Annotated in this window: 22 protein-coding genes and 1 tRNA gene; 16 read left to right on the forward strand and 7 right to left on the reverse strand. The window is 65.9% G+C overall.

From position 1 onward, the window contains the following. Window positions 1–2: 2 nt before the first annotated feature. The gene (gene tmk, locus EAO80_RS06265) at window positions 3–581 is read left to right on the forward strand and encodes a dTMP kinase (RefSeq protein ID WP_122089096.1); all 579 of its coding nucleotides are present in this window, start codon (window positions 3–5) and stop codon (window positions 579–581) included. On the opposite strand, the gene EAO80_RS06270 is transcribed toward tmk, so the two are convergent. Then, a complete protein-coding gene (locus EAO80_RS06270; protein ID WP_245998489.1) occupies window positions 578–898 on the reverse strand; it encodes a hypothetical protein in 321 nt (106 codons plus the stop codon). The two genes, tmk and EAO80_RS06270, sit on opposite strands and share 4 nt — an antisense overlap. A gap of 62 nt (window positions 899–960) precedes the next feature. Here EAO80_RS06270 and pdhA point away from each other — a divergent pair, with 62 nt between their 5' ends. Then, the gene (pdhA, locus tag EAO80_RS06275) at window positions 961–1,998 is read left to right on the forward strand and encodes a pyruvate dehydrogenase (acetyl-transferring) E1 component subunit alpha (protein WP_122089073.1); all 1,038 of its coding nucleotides are present in this window, start codon (window positions 961–963) and stop codon (window positions 1,996–1,998) included. A gap of 10 nt (window positions 1,999–2,008) precedes the next feature. Here pdhA and EAO80_RS06280 read toward each other — a convergent pair whose 3' ends face one another. From EAO80_RS06280 to EAO80_RS06290, 3 genes are all read right to left on the reverse strand, one after another. Continuing rightward, window positions 2,009–2,239 (reverse strand): Lrp/AsnC family transcriptional regulator, encoded by a 231-nt coding sequence (locus tag EAO80_RS06280; RefSeq protein ID WP_122089074.1) that lies wholly within the window; start codon window positions 2,237–2,239, stop codon window positions 2,009–2,011. A 72-nt stretch (window positions 2,240–2,311) separates the two neighbouring features. Further along, window positions 2,312–3,799 (reverse strand): amidohydrolase family protein, encoded by a 1,488-nt coding sequence (locus EAO80_RS06285; protein WP_122089075.1) that lies wholly within the window; start codon window positions 3,797–3,799, stop codon window positions 2,312–2,314. 148 nt (window positions 3,800–3,947) lie between these two features. Then, on the reverse strand, window positions 3,948–4,706 hold the full coding sequence (locus tag EAO80_RS06290) for a helix-turn-helix domain-containing protein (protein WP_122089076.1): 759 nt from the start codon (window positions 4,704–4,706) through the stop codon (window positions 3,948–3,950). Between the two features lie 128 nt (window positions 4,707–4,834). On the opposite strand from EAO80_RS06290, the gene EAO80_RS06295 reads away from it, so the two are divergent. Together EAO80_RS06295 and EAO80_RS06300 are read left to right on the forward strand one after the other, a co-directional pair. Then, on the forward strand, window positions 4,835–5,518 hold the full coding sequence (locus tag EAO80_RS06295) for a potassium channel family protein (protein WP_122089077.1): 684 nt from the start codon (window positions 4,835–4,837) through the stop codon (window positions 5,516–5,518). A 2-nt stretch (window positions 5,519–5,520) separates the two neighbouring features. After that, window positions 5,521–5,751, forward strand: a complete 231-nt coding sequence (locus tag EAO80_RS06300; protein ID WP_122089078.1) for an Lrp/AsnC family transcriptional regulator — start codon at window positions 5,521–5,523, stop codon at window positions 5,749–5,751. Here the strand turns inward: EAO80_RS06300 and EAO80_RS06305 are convergent. Beyond that, window positions 5,748–6,230 carry a DUF5813 family protein gene (locus EAO80_RS06305; RefSeq protein ID WP_122089079.1) on the reverse strand — a complete coding sequence of 161 codons (483 nt, stop codon included), beginning with the start codon at window positions 6,228–6,230 and terminating at the stop codon, window positions 5,748–5,750. The genes EAO80_RS06300 and EAO80_RS06305 overlap by 4 nt on opposite strands. A gap of 39 nt (window positions 6,231–6,269) precedes the next feature. After that, window positions 6,270–6,527, reverse strand: coding sequence for a hypothetical protein (locus EAO80_RS06310; RefSeq protein WP_122089080.1), 258 nt, complete (start codon window positions 6,525–6,527; stop codon window positions 6,270–6,272). A 139-nt stretch (window positions 6,528–6,666) separates the two neighbouring features. Between EAO80_RS06310 and EAO80_RS06315 the strand changes: the two genes are divergently transcribed. Next, window positions 6,667–8,007 carry a hemolysin family protein gene (locus EAO80_RS06315; RefSeq protein ID WP_122089081.1) on the forward strand — a complete coding sequence of 447 codons (1,341 nt, stop codon included), beginning with the start codon at window positions 6,667–6,669 and terminating at the stop codon, window positions 8,005–8,007. 197 nt (window positions 8,008–8,204) lie between these two features. On the opposite strand, the gene EAO80_RS06320 is transcribed toward EAO80_RS06315, so the two are convergent. Next, window positions 8,205–8,275: transfer RNA gene (locus tag EAO80_RS06320), tRNA-Gly, on the reverse strand. A gap of 196 nt (window positions 8,276–8,471) precedes the next feature. Between EAO80_RS06320 and EAO80_RS06325 the strand changes: the two genes are divergently transcribed. The 11 genes from EAO80_RS06325 to rpsQ form a co-directional block, all read left to right on the forward strand. After that, the gene (locus tag EAO80_RS06325) at window positions 8,472–9,329 is read left to right on the forward strand and encodes a putative RNA uridine N3 methyltransferase (RefSeq protein WP_122089082.1); all 858 of its coding nucleotides are present in this window, start codon (window positions 8,472–8,474) and stop codon (window positions 9,327–9,329) included. A 4-nt stretch (window positions 9,330–9,333) separates the two neighbouring features. Next, window positions 9,334–10,347 (forward strand): 50S ribosomal protein L3, encoded by a 1,014-nt coding sequence (locus EAO80_RS06330; protein ID WP_122089083.1) that lies wholly within the window; start codon window positions 9,334–9,336, stop codon window positions 10,345–10,347. A gap of 3 nt (window positions 10,348–10,350) precedes the next feature. Next, on the forward strand, window positions 10,351–11,103 hold the full coding sequence (rpl4p, locus tag EAO80_RS06335; protein WP_122089084.1) for a 50S ribosomal protein L4: 753 nt from the start codon (window positions 10,351–10,353) through the stop codon (window positions 11,101–11,103). Then, on the forward strand, window positions 11,100–11,348 hold the full coding sequence (locus EAO80_RS06340) for a 50S ribosomal protein L23 (protein WP_122089085.1): 249 nt from the start codon (window positions 11,100–11,102) through the stop codon (window positions 11,346–11,348). The genes rpl4p and EAO80_RS06340 overlap by 4 nt, the downstream gene beginning before the upstream one ends. Next, window positions 11,349–12,068, forward strand: coding sequence for a 50S ribosomal protein L2 (locus tag EAO80_RS06345; protein WP_122089086.1), 720 nt, complete (start codon window positions 11,349–11,351; stop codon window positions 12,066–12,068). It abuts the gene before it with no gap. Next, window positions 12,068–12,493 carry a 30S ribosomal protein S19 gene (locus tag EAO80_RS06350; RefSeq protein WP_122089087.1) on the forward strand — a complete coding sequence of 142 codons (426 nt, stop codon included), beginning with the start codon at window positions 12,068–12,070 and terminating at the stop codon, window positions 12,491–12,493. Before EAO80_RS06345 ends, EAO80_RS06350 begins: the two co-directional genes overlap by 1 nt. A 15-nt stretch (window positions 12,494–12,508) precedes the next feature. Then, window positions 12,509–12,976 carry a 50S ribosomal protein L22 gene (locus EAO80_RS06355; RefSeq protein WP_122089088.1) on the forward strand — a complete coding sequence of 156 codons (468 nt, stop codon included), beginning with the start codon at window positions 12,509–12,511 and terminating at the stop codon, window positions 12,974–12,976. Next, a complete protein-coding gene (locus EAO80_RS06360) occupies window positions 12,976–13,902 on the forward strand; it encodes a 30S ribosomal protein S3 (protein WP_122089089.1) in 927 nt (308 codons plus the stop codon). Before EAO80_RS06355 ends, EAO80_RS06360 begins: the two co-directional genes overlap by 1 nt. After that, window positions 13,902–14,126, forward strand: coding sequence for a 50S ribosomal protein L29 (gene rpmC / locus EAO80_RS06365; protein WP_122089090.1), 225 nt, complete (start codon window positions 13,902–13,904; stop codon window positions 14,124–14,126). The genes EAO80_RS06360 and rpmC overlap by 1 nt, the downstream gene beginning before the upstream one ends. A gap of 13 nt (window positions 14,127–14,139) precedes the next feature. Further along, complete coding sequence (locus tag EAO80_RS06370; protein ID WP_122089091.1) at window positions 14,140–14,487, forward strand: ribonuclease P protein component 1; 348 nt, start codon at window positions 14,140–14,142, stop codon at window positions 14,485–14,487. Then, a partial coding sequence (rpsQ, locus tag EAO80_RS06375; RefSeq protein ID WP_122089092.1) for a 30S ribosomal protein S17 occupies window positions 14,478–14,719 on the forward strand: 242 nt, incomplete at its 3' end. The genes EAO80_RS06370 and rpsQ, both read left to right, overlap by 10 nt.

The raw sequence follows: 14,719 nt of genomic DNA on the forward strand, positions 1-14,719 counted from the left end.
ATATGCTCGTTACGTTGGAGGGCCTCGACGGCAGCGGCAAGACCACCGTCCACGAGGCGCTCCGGGACACCTATCCGGACGCGGTCTTCACCCGCGAACCGACCGGCTCGTGGTACGGCGAGGCGGTCTCGCGCTCGATCGCCGACGACGACGCCGACCCGCTCGCCGAACTCTTCCTCTACACTGCGGATCACGCCGACCACCTCTCTCGAACGGTGCGTCCCGCCCTCGACGCCGGCGAGTTGGTGATCTCGGATCGATACTCCGATTCGCGCTACGCCTATCAGGGCGCCGCGCTCGACGGGATTATCGACCGCCCGATGGAGTACGTCCGCGGGGTCCACTCGCCGTTCACCCGCCCGCCCGATCTCACGCTCTACCTCGACGTCGACCCCGAGACGGGTGCGAAACGCAGCGGTGCGACGAACAAGTTCGAGCAATCGGACTACCTCGAACGGGTGCAAGGGAACTACGAACGCCTCGTGAAGGCGGAGCCGGGGCGGTTCGTCAGGATCGACGCGCATCGCTCGCCAGAGGCGGTCCTCGACGGGGTCGAACGGGTGCTTTCGGGGGCGCTCTAACCTTCGCGAGCCAGATCGACCTCCTCGGGCGTGGGCATCCAGAACAGGTCGATTGCGAAGCCGAGCAACAGCGGCATGAGGATCGTCACCAGAACGACGGTCTGCCGGTCGATAGCCCCGAAGATCGGCAGCTGGCCGAAGAACAGAAGCGAGAGGGCCAGTACGATGGGAACGAGAAACAGCGAGAACGCGATCGTCCCGCCGCGGGTATCGAGGCGCAGCCGGAAAAACCGGATCAGTACCGACGCGACCACCGTGTGAACGCCGACGACGACCGCGAGGCCGACGAGCGTCCCGAGGCTGAGCATGGAGGCCATAGGGGAGCCGAACCCTTTTCGGTATCGGAATCGCTTTCGTCCCCCCGAGAGTCCGACCGGCCATGTACCGCGTCATCGACGACCACTCCCTCTCGGAAACGGACATCGGCGAGGACGTCGCCCGGGCGCTCTACCGGGACATGGTGCGCGCGCGACGCTTCGACGAGCGGGCGATTTCCCTCCAACGCCGGGGCTGGATGAGCGGCTACCCGCCATTCGTCGGTCAGGAGGCCTCACAGGTCGGCGCGGCCCACGCGCTCGCCGAGGAGGACTGGCTCGTCCCGACCTACCGACAGAACGCCGCCCAGATAGCTAGAGGGGTCCCGATGCGCGACCTCCTCGGATTTCGCCGGGGTCACCCCGAATACGCCTCGGATCACGACGTCCCCATCCTCCCGCAGGCGGTGCCGATCGGCTCCCAGCTCCCTCACGCCGCGGGACTCGGAATGGCCATCGGGTATCGGGGGGACGACGCGGCCGTTCTCTGTTGTTTCGGCGATGGCGCAACCAGCGAGGGCGACTTCCACGAGGCGCTGAACTTCGCGGGCGTCTTCGAGACGCCGACGGTCTTCTTCTGTGAGAACAACGGGTGGGCGATCTCGATGCCCCGCGAGCGCCAGACCGCAAGCGAGTCCATCGCGATCAAGGCCGACGCCTACGGCATCACGGGCACGCAAGTCGACGGCAACGACCCGCTCGCAGTGTATGCCGTGGTTCGTAAAGCGCTCTCGAAAGCCCGTGAGGGCGAGCCCGTGCTGGTCGAGAGTCTGACCTACCGCCGGGGTGCCCACACCACGAGCGACGACCCCTCGCGCTATCGCGACGAGGAGGACCTCCCCGAGTGGCGCACCGCGGACCCGATCGAGCGCTACGAGACGTACCTGCTCGAGGGGGACCTCATCGACGGGGAGCTGATCGAGCGGATCGAGTCCGAGGTCGAAACGGAGCTAACGGAGGCGGTCGAGCGCGCCGAATCCGGGTCCGAGGCGCGTCCGGAGGCGGTGTTCGACTCGGTCTACGACGGGCTCACACCGGAGTTGGAAGAACAGAGAGCGTGGATCGCAGGGTTCGTCGAGCGGGGATTCGAACCGGAGAGCTGAGCACTGAGCGCTAGTCGAGCGAGATGTACGTCTTCGTGTTCTCGATCCCGTCGAGCCCCTGCAGCTCCGTCGAAGCCGTATGGAGGACCTCGTAGACCTCGTCGGTTTCGATCTCGACGACGAGGTCGTAGTCCCCGGCGACGATGTGTGCCTCCGCGATCGCGTCGACCCCGCGAGCGGCCTCGACCATCGCTTCCGACTGTCCCGGCCCCGTCTTCACCATGACGAACGCGTGTACCATCACCCATGATATTAGTTATCATGAATCAAAAACCTTTGCCTGATAGCGTCCGGTATGGCCCGTCGAGTCGCCTTACAGCCCGCTCTCCGCGAGGATCCGTCGGCCGGACTCCACGAGCCGGTCCTGCTTGTCGCGGGCGGTCGCGTTACAGAGATCACCGTCGCGCTTGACCACGCGGCCGTCGACGAGCACGGTGTCGACGTTCTCGATCCCCGTCTGGAAGACGACCGTCTCGATCGGGTCGTGGACGGGCGTCGTGTTGACGTCGTCGGCCCCGATCAGGGTCATGTCGGCGCGCTTGCCCGGCGTCAGCGAGCCGATCTCGTCGTCGAGCCCGAGCGCCCGGGCGCCCTCGATGGTCGCGAGCTCGAGGGCGTCGCGGGCGCTGAGCGAGAGCTCCTCGACCTGCCCGCCGGCGTCGATCGTCGGCTGGTTGTCGAGCGCGCGCTGGGTCTGGAGGCCCACGCGCGTCTGGGTGAACATATCGCCGCTCACGCCGGAGACGATGTCGACGCCGATCGAGGGTATCCCCCCGCCGTCGATGGTCTCCCGGAGCGCCGGCATTCCCATCCCCATCTGCATCTCGACCTCGGGGGTAATCGACACCGATCCGCCGGAATCGCCGATCAGGCCGAACTCCTCGTCGGTGAGGCGGTTGGCGTGGACGTAGTTCAGGTCGTCGCCGAGCAGATCGAGCTCATCGAGCGTCTCGACGCCGCCCGGTCCGAGCGAGCCGATATGCATCGACGCGGGGATCCCGAGCTCGCGGGCGAGCTCGATGTCCTGGGTGACGACCTCGTCGGTCGAGTAGTCGGGGCCGCGGATCCCCATCGCCAGCGTGAGCAGCCCGTCGTTCGCGGGGAACCGCTCGTCGTGGAGCCGCCGGATATCGTCGGGGTGGGGTTTCGTACTCTCCTCCCACCACGTGGCGCTGTCGTCGCCGGGCTGGCCGTGGGCGAACACCGCCCGGATTCCGGCCTCCTCCAGCCCGTCGATCGCCCGGTCGGTGTGGTCGGGCGAGTTCGCGATGTGGAACCAGTCGAGGATCGTCGTCGTCCCGGCGTTGAGCTGCTCGATCCCGCCGAAGAGGTTGCCGAGATAGGCGTCCTCCGGTGTGTAGTGGCTACTGATCTCCCCGAGCATCGTATCGAGGTACTCCGTGAACGACCAGTCGCCGGCGACGCCCCGAACGCCGGCCTGCCACGCGTGGAGATGCGTGTTGACGAAGCCCGGCACGACGATCGAGTCGCCGGCGTCGATGACCTCGTCCGCCGAAGCGTCGATGTCGTGGTCGATCCGGGCGATCCGACCGCCCTCGACGAGCACGTCGGCGTCGTGGAGCACGCCGAGGTCGGGATCGACCGTCACGACCGTCCCGTTCTCGATCAGTGTTCGGCCCCCCACGGAGCCCTCCGAGGACGCGGAACCCGCCGCGTCGTGGCCCTCCGCGGCGGCCGCGCCCGCGGGAACGAACGACAGCGCCGCCAGCGCGGAGCCCGTCCCTTTGAGGTAGTTGCGTCGTGATACGTCCGTCTCGGTCCCGTCGTCGTCTTTCATCATGCGATTCGAGGTTCGGGCCGAGCGAGAATGGGAGTTCGTTCGGTACATACCAACACCGGTACGGCCGCCGAACCATCCCGTTATACGGATGTTAACGTGGGTGAAGAATCAGGTGGGGTCGAAGGACTGCGGTCCGCTCGGGTCGGTATCAGTCGTCGCCGACCGCGGCGGTCGGGGGGACCGATTCGCCGTTCTCCGTGCCGGCGAACGTCGTGGCGAGCCACGCCTCGGCCCGGGTGAGGCGGTACTGGAGCGTCGAGGTCGCGATCCCCTCGGTTGCCGCGATCTCTTGGATCGAGGCGCGCCGCGGGGTCTCGTAGTAGCCGTGTTCGACGGCCAGCTCCACGGCTTCCCGTTGTTCGTAGGGCAGGTCGGTACGTGTCATTCGGTCGTCGGGCCACTCGGGCGAGTGGCTCAGACGCTCGAACTCCAGTTCGATCCCCGCGCGGAGGTTCCCGTCGAGGTCGTCGTGGATCGCGCTCATGGCCGCGTCGTCCTCGGCGAGGATCCGCCAGCGGTACTCCTCGCCGTGCTGTTCGGCCCGACAGAGGACGCCGTCCCCGAGGTGTTTCGCCGCGAGATAGGGGACCGAGCGACAGCCCTCGCCCTCCGACTGCCGGGAGTAGATACGCCGCCTCGTCGGGCGTTCTTCGAGGACCTCGTGGTGCCAGTCGATCGGGCAGCCCCCCATCCCTCGGAGGCTCGAGCAGCGGGTGATCCCCGCGAGCTGTTCGTCGTAGTCCGCGAGCGCCTCTTCCGGGCCAGTAACCTCGTCGACGCGCCACATCGTCTCGGTCGTCGCGTGACACGATGTCGTCCGCGCGTACAGCCCGGGATGGTCGATGAAGACGTCCATCAGGTGGTCAGCACCGTCGTCGTAGCTCACCGTGAACGCGAACTCTCGCATACCTTCGGTTAGAGAAGCGATCATATGAACGCACGGTCGTCCCGTCGACGGACCCCGCCGCCGCCCGAACGGATACGACCACGACAGGTGGGGTAACATTATTCACACCCCCCGGCGTATGGTGGCCCATGCGATTCGTTATTATCGGTGCCGGTCGGGTCGGGTTGCGCACGGCGCGCGTGCTCTCGGCGGAGGGCCACGAGGTCACGCTCGTCGAACGGGACGCGGACATGGCGGATCGCGCCAGATCGGAGGGGTATGACGTCGTCGAGGGCGACGGCGGCCGCGAGTCGATCCTCGAGGAGGCGGGCGTCGACACTGCGGATGCGGTAGGGGCACTCACGAGCGACCTCAACACCAACTTCGCGGCCTGTATGATCGCGAAACACTACGGCTGTCGGACGATCCTCCGGATCGACGAGGACTACCGCGAGGAGATCTACAGGAGATACGCCGACGAGGTCGACGAGATCGTCTACCCCGAACGGCTGGGCGCCATCGGCGCGAAAAACGCGCTGCTGGGCGGGGACATCCGGGCGATCGCCGACATCGCACAGAACCTCCAAGTGGTCGAACTCACCGTTCGGTCCGACTCCCCGACGAAGGGCTATACGATCAGCGAGCTCTCCCTGCCGGCCGACGCCACGCTGCTCGCGTTCGGAAAAAAAGAGGGGGTGCTCTCGATCCCCACGCCGGACGAATCGCTCGAAGAGGGCGACCGCCTCGCGGTACTTGCCGACTTCGCCGTGCTCGACGACGTCCGACAGCTCATCGTCGGCACCGCGGAACGTGCCCCAGCAGGAGGTATCTGAACATGGTTACAGCATACGTCATGGTGAAAGCGAACACGGGAGAGGCGGACCGGCTCAAGACTGCCATCGAGGAGATCGACGGCGTCGGCGAGGCCCACATCGTCGCCGGCGACGTCGACATCATCGCCAAACTGGACGTGGACTCTCCCGGCCGGGTGAAGGAGATCTCCGCAAATGCGATTCAGGGGATCTCCGGCGTCGAGGACACGCGGACGTACATCGCGATGGACTAAGCGCCGCCCTCGTCGTAGTTCTGTGTCGCCCGCTCCATCAGCGACGCCGCCGGCTCGTCGTACTCGTAGCCCGGGACCAGTCCCTGCATCCAAGTCCCCTCGACGAACTCGGCGAGCGCCTTCGCGTTCTCGGCGGCGCGCTCGGGGTTCGCACTCGAAAACGTCATCTCGACGCGGACCTCGCGCCCCGTTTTCGTCACCTCGACGTCGACGTTCGTCTGCCCGCTCGTGACCTGCGTCGGGTCCTCGAGCCGGAGCGCCAGGGTGTCGAGCCAGCCGTCCTCGACCACTCCGGCGACCGTCTCGCCCTCGACGACGGCGTCGAGCGTCGGCGCGTGGACGACGACGCGGTAGGTCGCCTCTCCGTCCTCGTCGATCGTCTCGACGCGCGTCTCGAAGGGCATCGTCGTCAGTTCGTGTCCCGTCTCGTCTCGTTCGAACGCCGCGTGGTTCGACAGGACGTCCTCTGGGTCAGTCATTGGCGGCTGGAGGGTATCGGCGAGTAAGGGGGTTACGGCTTAGGCGTTCTCGTCGTCGGGGTTCCGGGCCGCCCCCATCGCGTCGACGTCGTAGCTGTTGCGCTCCTCGATCGCCCGGAGGTGCTGGTCGATCTCGGTTTCGAGCGCGTCGGCCCGTTCGGCGTCGACGTCGCCCGACTCGCGGAGATCGGAGAGCTCGTCGCGGGCGGATTCCAGTCGGTCGTGGGCGCGCTCGTCGTCCTCGATCTCGGTTGCTTCCCCCAGTCCGGTCTCGATTTCATCGAGTGCGTCTGCCATACCTTCACGACGAGTTCCGGGATCGTATAGTTGCGGGTCGCACGACGGGACGCTACCGTTTTCCGGCGTCGCACAGTAGGTGCGCCATGTCAGTCTCACAGGGTCGAGACCGCGATCCGAACGCACGGTGGAGGAGCGAATGGCCGTAGACGCATTCTCGGTCGGCGGGCTGCTGTTGGCGCTCGTGCTCGTGGTGCTGAACGGGTTTTTCGTCGCCTCGGAGTTCGCCTTCGTGCGGATCCGGTCGACCGCCGTCGACCAGCTCGTCGAGGAGGGACGAGCCGGTGGCGACACGCTCGCCGAAGTCATCGACAGCCTCGACGACTACCTCGCGACGACCCAACTCGGGATCACGATCGCCTCGCTGGGGCTCGGATGGGTCGGCGAACCCGCCGTCGCGGCGCTGATCGAACCGGTGCTCGAATCCGTGCTTCCCGCCGGCGCGATCTCGGTCGTGGCGTTCGGGATCGGGTTCGGCCTAATCACGTTTCTGCACGTCGTCTTCGGGGAACTGGCGCCGAAGACGCTCGCCATTCAACGGGCCGAGCGCGTTTCGTTGCTGGTGGCCACGCCGATGAAGCTCTTTTACTACCTGTTTCTCCCCGGGATCATCGTGTTCAACGGCACCGCGAACGCCTTCACCCGGGCGCTCGGGATCCCCTCGGCCTCCGAAACAGAGGAAACGCTCACCGAGGAGGAGATCCTCTCGGTGCTTTCGCATTCGGGCCGACGTGGCGAGATCGATATGGGCGAAGTCAGGATGATCGAACACGTCTTCGACCTGAACGATACGAGCGTCCGGCAGGTCATGATCCCCCGTCCCGACGTCGTGTGGTTCCTCGCTGACCGTCCCCTGTCGGAGCTCTCCTCGGCGATCGTGGAGGCGGGCCATACCCGCTATCCCGTCCTCGACGAGGCTGACGAGGTCGTCGGCTTCCTCGATACGAAGGACGTGCTGCGGGCGATCGAGGCCGACAGCCCTACGGAGCCGACCGCCGGCGAACTGGCTCGCGAACTGCGCATCATCCCCGAGTCGGGTCGAGTCGACGATCTGCTCTCGGACTTCCAGCGCGACCGGACGCAGATGGCCGCCGTCATCGACGAGTGGGGCGCCTTCGAGGGGATCGTGACCGTCGAGGACGTCATCGAGGAGATCGTCGGCGACCTCCAGGATCAGTTCGACATCGAAAGCGAACAGCGCGAGCCCGCGATCGATCGCCTCGACGGGGGTGCCTACGCGATCGACGGCGGCGTCGCCATCTCGACGGTCAACGAGACGCTCGGAACGGATTTCGAGCGTACGGAGTTCGAAACCGTCGGCGGGCTGGTTCTCGAACGGCTGAACCGGGTGCCCGAGGCGGGCGATACGGTCTCGGCGGACGGCTACCGACTCACCGCCGAGGAGGTCGAGGGCACACGGATCTCGACGGTCGTGGTTCGCAAGGAGAAAGCCGAGGAACGATCGGAACCCTCGGAGTGAACTGATACGATACGCTATCGCAACTGCTCGCGTGAGTGCTCGTAAAACTATGCGTGGCTGGGATTTGAACCCGGTCGTTCGCTCACTTCGTTCGCTTCACTCCTGCTCGAATCCCACCGGAGGACGATTCTGCTTCACGCGAGAACGTGCTCGCAACACGGCAAGCCGGCTGCTCGCGGTTTTGCGTTCAGCAAGAATGCGCTGGCTGGGATTTGAACCCAGGTTGTGACCATGGCAAGGTCACGTGATACCACTACACTACCAGCGCCCTGTTGCATTTTCGGGTATTCCGGTAAGGAGTATAAGGCTTCCGAATCGAGGGCAAATCCTCTCGATTCGAACTCCCGGGATCGTTCCTCTAGAGCGTGTGAAACCCACACATTCGTCGGATGAAACGCTACTCTTTTAGGGTCTGATACGGTAGCTTCGCCACAGTCTAGTGCCACGGCGAGAAAGCGGCTGGCATGACCGTCAGCATACTCGTGCCGTCATCCGTGGTCCGGGAGGCCGAGGACAAACGCGAGGCGACTCGCAAACTCGGCTACGTCGCCCGCGCGGCGACCGTCTTCCGGGCCGACCGCCTGTCGATCTTCCCCGATTCGGACGGGGAGCGCAGGTGGGGTGGCGGGTTCGTCGAAACCGTACTGCGGTACGCCACGACGGCCCCCTACCTCCGAACCGAGGTATGGGGGATGCGCGACGAACTGGAGTATGTCGGGGTCTTGCCCCCGCTTCTGGCCGTGTCACGGACCGGCTCCGGATCGAACGATTCGGGGTCGTTAAGACAGGGACTCGTGACCGAGGTCGGATCTGAAGGGCGCGTACGGGTCAATTGCGGACTGCAACACCCACTCTCCCTCATTACGCCTCCCGGAATGGAGGTCGAGGAGGGGGAACGCGTGACCGTCAGAATATCTTCGCGACGACCGGTCCGTGCGAAACTCACGGAGGAGCCAGCGGGGCTTTCCGTCGAGCGCACGGACCTCGCGGCAGCGCTTGGCCGCCCCGACGCGGGCGTCCGGATCGCGACTTCTCGCTTCGGCGAGGAGCTCTCGATCGGGCGTCTGCCGGGGCTCTCGGAACGGATCGAGGACGACGGAACCACCGTCGCGTTCGGTTCCCCGGGCCGTGGGCTGCCGGAGATACTCAACGTGGACGCCGAATCCGTCGGCAGCGGGCCGACGGGAGCCGTCGAACCCGAGTCGGACGCACCCGATCGGTTCGACCTTTGGCTCAACACGATCCCACACCAGGGCAGCGAGACGGTGCGAACCGAAGAGGCGATGTTCGCGTCGCTCGCCTGCCTGACACTCACGGAGTGAGACAATGCCACAACCAAGCAGACCACGCAAAGGCTCGTTAGGGTTCGGCCCACGGACGCGCGCAACCAGCGAGGTGCCGCGCTTTAACTCGTGGCCGGACGACGACGGACAGCCAGCGCTGCAGGGATTCGCCGGCTACAAGGCCGGTATGAGCCACGTGGTGATGGTCAACGACGAGGGCAACTCGCCGCTCGAAGGCACGGAGGAGACCGTGCCCGTCACCATCGTGGAGACACCGCCCATGCGGGCGGTTGCTCTGCGCGCGTACGAACAGACCGCCTACGGAATGCAGCCCCGAACCGAGGTCTGGGCCGAGGAGTTCGACGACGAACTCGATCGCGCTCTTGACCTCCCCTCGGAGGCTGACCCGTCGGCCCGCGACGATCTCGAAGCCGTACTCGAAGAGGGTCGAGTCGATGACGTTCGCGTCATCACGCACACCTCGCCCGCGGCGATCAAGAGCGTCCCGAAGAAGAAACCCGACATCATGGAGACCCGCGTCGGCGGGGGCTCCATCGCCGACCGCGCCGAGTTCGCGCTCGGCCTGCTCGACGAGGGCGGCGAACACGATGCGAACGACGTGTTCCGCGCCGGCGAGTACCTCGACGTCTCGGGCGTCACGAAGGGGAAAGGCACCCAGGGTCCGGTCAAGCGCTGGGGCGTCCAGAAGCGAAAGGGCAAACACGCCCGCCAGGGCTGGCGCCGACGCATCGGCAACCTCGGCCCGTGGAACCCTTCGCGCGTGCGCTCGACGGTCCCCCAACAGGGTCAGACCGGCTACCACCAGCGCACCGAACTCAACAAGCGCCTGATCTCGCTGGGCGAGGACGACGGGATCAACGCCGAGGGCGGCTTCGTCAACTACGGCGAGGTTTCGGGCCCCTACGCGCTGATCAAGGGGTCGCTGCCGGGACCGGACAAGCGGGTGCTCCGGTTCCGCCCCGCGATCCGACCGAACGACCAACCGCGGCTGGACCCCGAGGTCCGGTACGTCTCGACCAGCTCGAACCAGGGATAACTCATGCAAGCAACAACACTCGACCTGGACGGCGAGGAGGCGGGCGAGATCGACCTGCCGGAGGTCTTCGAGACGACCTACCGGCCGGACCTGATCAAGCGCGCCGTGCTGGCCGCCCAGGCAAACAGACAGCAGGACTACGGCGCGGACCCCTTCTCGGGCAAGCGCACCTCGGCCGAGTCGCTCGGTACGGGTCGCGGAATGGCCCGCGTCCCCCGTTCGAACGGGAGCGGCCGGCGCGTGCCACAGGCCGTCGGCGGGCGGAAGGCCCATCCGCCGAAGGCCGAGAAGGACCGCACACAGAGCATCAACAAAAAGGAGCGAAAGCTCGCGACCCGAAGCGCGATCGCCGCGACGACGGACGCCGAGCTCGTCGCCGAGCGAGGCCACCGCTTCGTCGAGGACGTCTCGCTACCGCTGGTCGTCAGCGACGAGTTCGAGGAGCTCATCAAGACCAAGGAGGTCCTCGCGTTCCTCGAAAGCGTCGGCGTGGCCGACGACATCGAGCGCGCCGACGAGGGTCGCTCGGTCCGCTCGGGTCAGGGGAAGGCCCGCGGCCGGAAGTACAAGGAACCCAAGTCGATCCTCTTCGTCACGTCGAGCGAGGCCGGCCCCTCGAAGGCCGCACGCAACCTCGCGGGCGTCGACGTCGCGACCGCGCGTGATGTCAACACTGAGAACCTCGCACCCGGGACGCATCCGGGTCGACTCACGGTCTGGACAGAGAGCGCGATCGAGGAGGTGGCGGGTCGATGACGATCCAGCACCCCCTCATCACGGAGAAGGCGATGAACGACATGGACTTCGAGAACAAGCTCCAGTTCATCGTCGACCTTGACGCGACCAAGCCGCGGATTCGCGAGGCGATCGGCGAGCAGTACGACGTGGAGGTCACGAAAGTGAACACGCAAATAACCATGAACGGAACCAAGAAGGCGACCGTGCGACTGTCCGAGGACGACGACGCACAGGAAGTCGCCTCCCGAATCGGGGTGTTCTAGATGGGGCGACGAATCAGAGGCCAGCGACGTGGCCGCGGCGGTTCGGTGTTCCGTGCACCCTCGCACCGGTACAAGGCGGACCTCTCGCACCGACGCACGGAGGACGACGACCTGCTTACGGGCGAGGTCGTCGGCATCGAACACGACCCCGCACGCAGCGCACCCGTCGCCGACGTGGAGTTCGACGACGACGACCGGCGTCTCGTGCTCGCGCCCGAAGGGATCACCGTCGGCGAGGAGATCCAGATCGGGATCAGCGCGGAGATCAAGCCCGGTAACACGCTGCCGCTGGCGGAGGTCCCCGAAGGGGTTCCGGTCTGTAACGTCGAGTCGAAAGCCGGTGACGGCGGTCGGTTCGCACGGGCGAGCGGCGTCAACGCGACGCTGATCACCCACGACCGGAACGCTGCGGTCGTCCAGCTTCCGAGCGGCGAGGTCAAACGGCTCTCGCCGGACTGCCGGGCGACGATCGGCGTCGTTGCGGGCGGTGGACGGACCGAGAAGCCGTTCGTCAAAGCCGGGAACAAGTACCACAAGATGAAGGCCCGCGGGACCAAATGGCCTCGCGTGCGCGGTGTGGCGATGAACGCCGTCGACCACCCCTTCGGAGGGGGTGGCCGCCAGCACCCCGGTCGACCGAAGAGTGTCTCGCGGCACGCACCGCCGGGGCGGAAGGTCGGGGACATCACGTCCCGACGCACCGGCAGAGGTAACAAATAATGAGTTCATCCGATTACAGGACCGGCCAGGAAGGCGAGTTCACCTTCCGTGGTCACACGGTCGACGAGCTGCAGGCAATGGAGCTCGAGGAAGTCGCGGAACTGCTGCCCGCACGCCAGCGGCGAAGCATCAAGCGCGGTCTCTCGGCGGAAAAGCAGAAACTGCTCGAGAAGGCCGAGGGACGCGATTCGGAGGAGAGCGCGAACAACCCGATCCGCACGCATCTGCGGGACATGCCGATCGTGCCGGCGTTCGTCGGCAAGACGTTCGCCGTCTACACCGGTCAGGAGTTCGAGCGCGTCGAGGTCCGCCCCGAGATGCTCGGGCATTACCTGGGCGAGTTCCAGCTCACACGCCAGTCCGTCGAACACGGACAGGCCGGGATCGGCGCGACCCGCTCCTCGAAGTTCGTGCCACTGAAATAACATGAGGTGACCAGAATGGGAATCAGCTACAGCGTGGACGCGGACCCGGAGAACACGGCGAAAGCCATGCTCCGAGAGCGTCCCATGAGCCACAAGCACAGCAAGGAGGTCGCCCGCGAGATCAAGGGCAAGACCGCCGGCGAGGCGGTCGAGTACCTCGAAGCGGTCGTCGCGGAGGAGCGGTCGGTACCCTTCAAATCACACAACAGCGGCGTCGGCCACCGAAGCGACGTCGACGGCTGGGACGCGGGTCGCTACCCGCAGAAGGTCTCGAAGGCGTTCATCGAGCTGCTCGAGAACGCCGTCGGGAACGCCGACCACCAGGGATTCGACGGCGAGGAGATGACGATCCTGCACGTCGCCGCCCACAAGGTCGGCGAGAGCCCGGGCCGAAAGCCCCGCGCGATGGGGCGGGCAACGGCCTGGAACACCCCACAGGTCGACGTCGAACTGATCCTCGAAGAACCGGAGGAGGAGAACTAATGGCAGACGAACACCAGTTCATCGAAAACGGGATGCAGCGCTCCCAGATCGACGAGTTCTTCGCGACGGAACTCGAGCGCGCCGGCTACGGCGGCATGGAGGTCGCGAAGACCCCGATGGGAACCCAGATCGTCCTCAAGGCCGAGAAGCCCGGCATGGTCATCGGCAAGGGCGGGAAGAACATCCGGAAGGTGACGAGTCAGCTCGAGGAGCGATTCGACCTCGACGACCCACAGATCGACGTTCAGGAGGTCGACGAGCCCGACCTGAACGCCCAGATCGTCGCCGACCGGCTCGCGAACGCCCTTGAACGAGGGTGGTACTTCCGGAAGGCCGGTCACACCACGATCGACCGGATCATGGACGCCGGGGCACTGGGCGCCGAGATCGTCCTCGCGGGGAAGGTCACCGGCGCTCGCTCGCGCATCGAGAAGTTCAACCGCGGCTACATCAAGCACAACGGCGAGCCCGCCCAGGAGATCGTCGACCACGGGCAGGGCACCGCCGTGATGAAGCTCGGTACCATTGGCGTCAACGTCAAGATCATTCCGCCGGGCGCACGGCTGCCCGACGACTTCGAGATCCACGACGACGCGGACGTCGAGGACCTGATCGCCGACACCGCAGAAACCGACGAGGGCGTCGAGGAGATCCTCGACGACGTCGCCGACGACGTACCCGGTGAGGACCAGGTCGCCGAAACCTCCGACACCGAGAGCGAGGTCGAAGCCACCGAGATCGATGAGGAGATCGTCGAGGAGGAACCCGCCGACGAGGAGCTCATCGAGGAAGTCGCAGACGAGGTCGACGACGACGGAGACGACGAGGACCTCGAACTCGAAGAGGACATCGAGGCGGAAGCCGCGGAGTTGGTCGCCGAGATGGAAGCCGAAGAATCCACCGAGGACGAGGAGGACGATAGCTGATGGCCATCCTCTACCCCGAGGAGATCCGCGACATGACGCCCGCCGAGCGCGAGGAGGAAGTCGAGGAACTCCACACGGAACTGCTGAACATGAAGGCCGTGCAGGCGGCGGGTGGCGCGCCCGAGGACCCCGGTCGAATCGGGGAGCTCAAGCGCACCATCGCCCGCGTGAAGACGATCCAGGGCGAGGAAGGCGACGACGCGGACGCGGACAGCGAGGAGTAACCGAATCAGAACCATGGCACTCACACCCGAAACCATCGCGCGACACGAGCTCAACGGCCTGTCAGTACGGGTCGTTTCCGCCGACAGTCCCGACTCCGTCGGGATCTCCGGCCGCGTCGTAAGCGAGAGCGAGGCGACCCTCGTGATCCGCGATGCTCGGGACAAGCGAGTGCCGAAATCGGGCACGACGTTCGAGTTCCGACTCGACGCCACAGATGAAGCCGCGGGTCCCCGAAAGGGGGCCGAGACCGCCGGGGAACACGCACGCGACCCGGCGGCTTACGTTACGGTGGATGGCGACAGATTGCTCTCACGACCCGCCCGACGCACCGAAACCACAGGTGATTCACCATGGCGATAGGATTAGACGTAGAAACACCACCAGAACCGGACGATCCGGACTATGATTACGAGAAGTGTCCGTTCTACGGCGAGCTTCCCGTTCGAGGGCAGATCCTCGAGGGAATCGTCGCGAGCGCGGACATGGACAAGACCGTGATCGTCGAACGAGAGTACGACGTCTTCGTGCCGAAATACGATCGGTACATGAAGCGTCGATCGCGCGTCCCGGCCCACGTGCCGGGCGTGCTCGA

It is taken from the genome of Halalkalicoccus subterraneus, assembly GCF_003697815.1.
In the GTDB taxonomy this organism is placed as follows: Archaea; Halobacteriota; Halobacteria; order Halobacteriales; family Halalkalicoccaceae; genus Halalkalicoccus; species Halalkalicoccus subterraneus.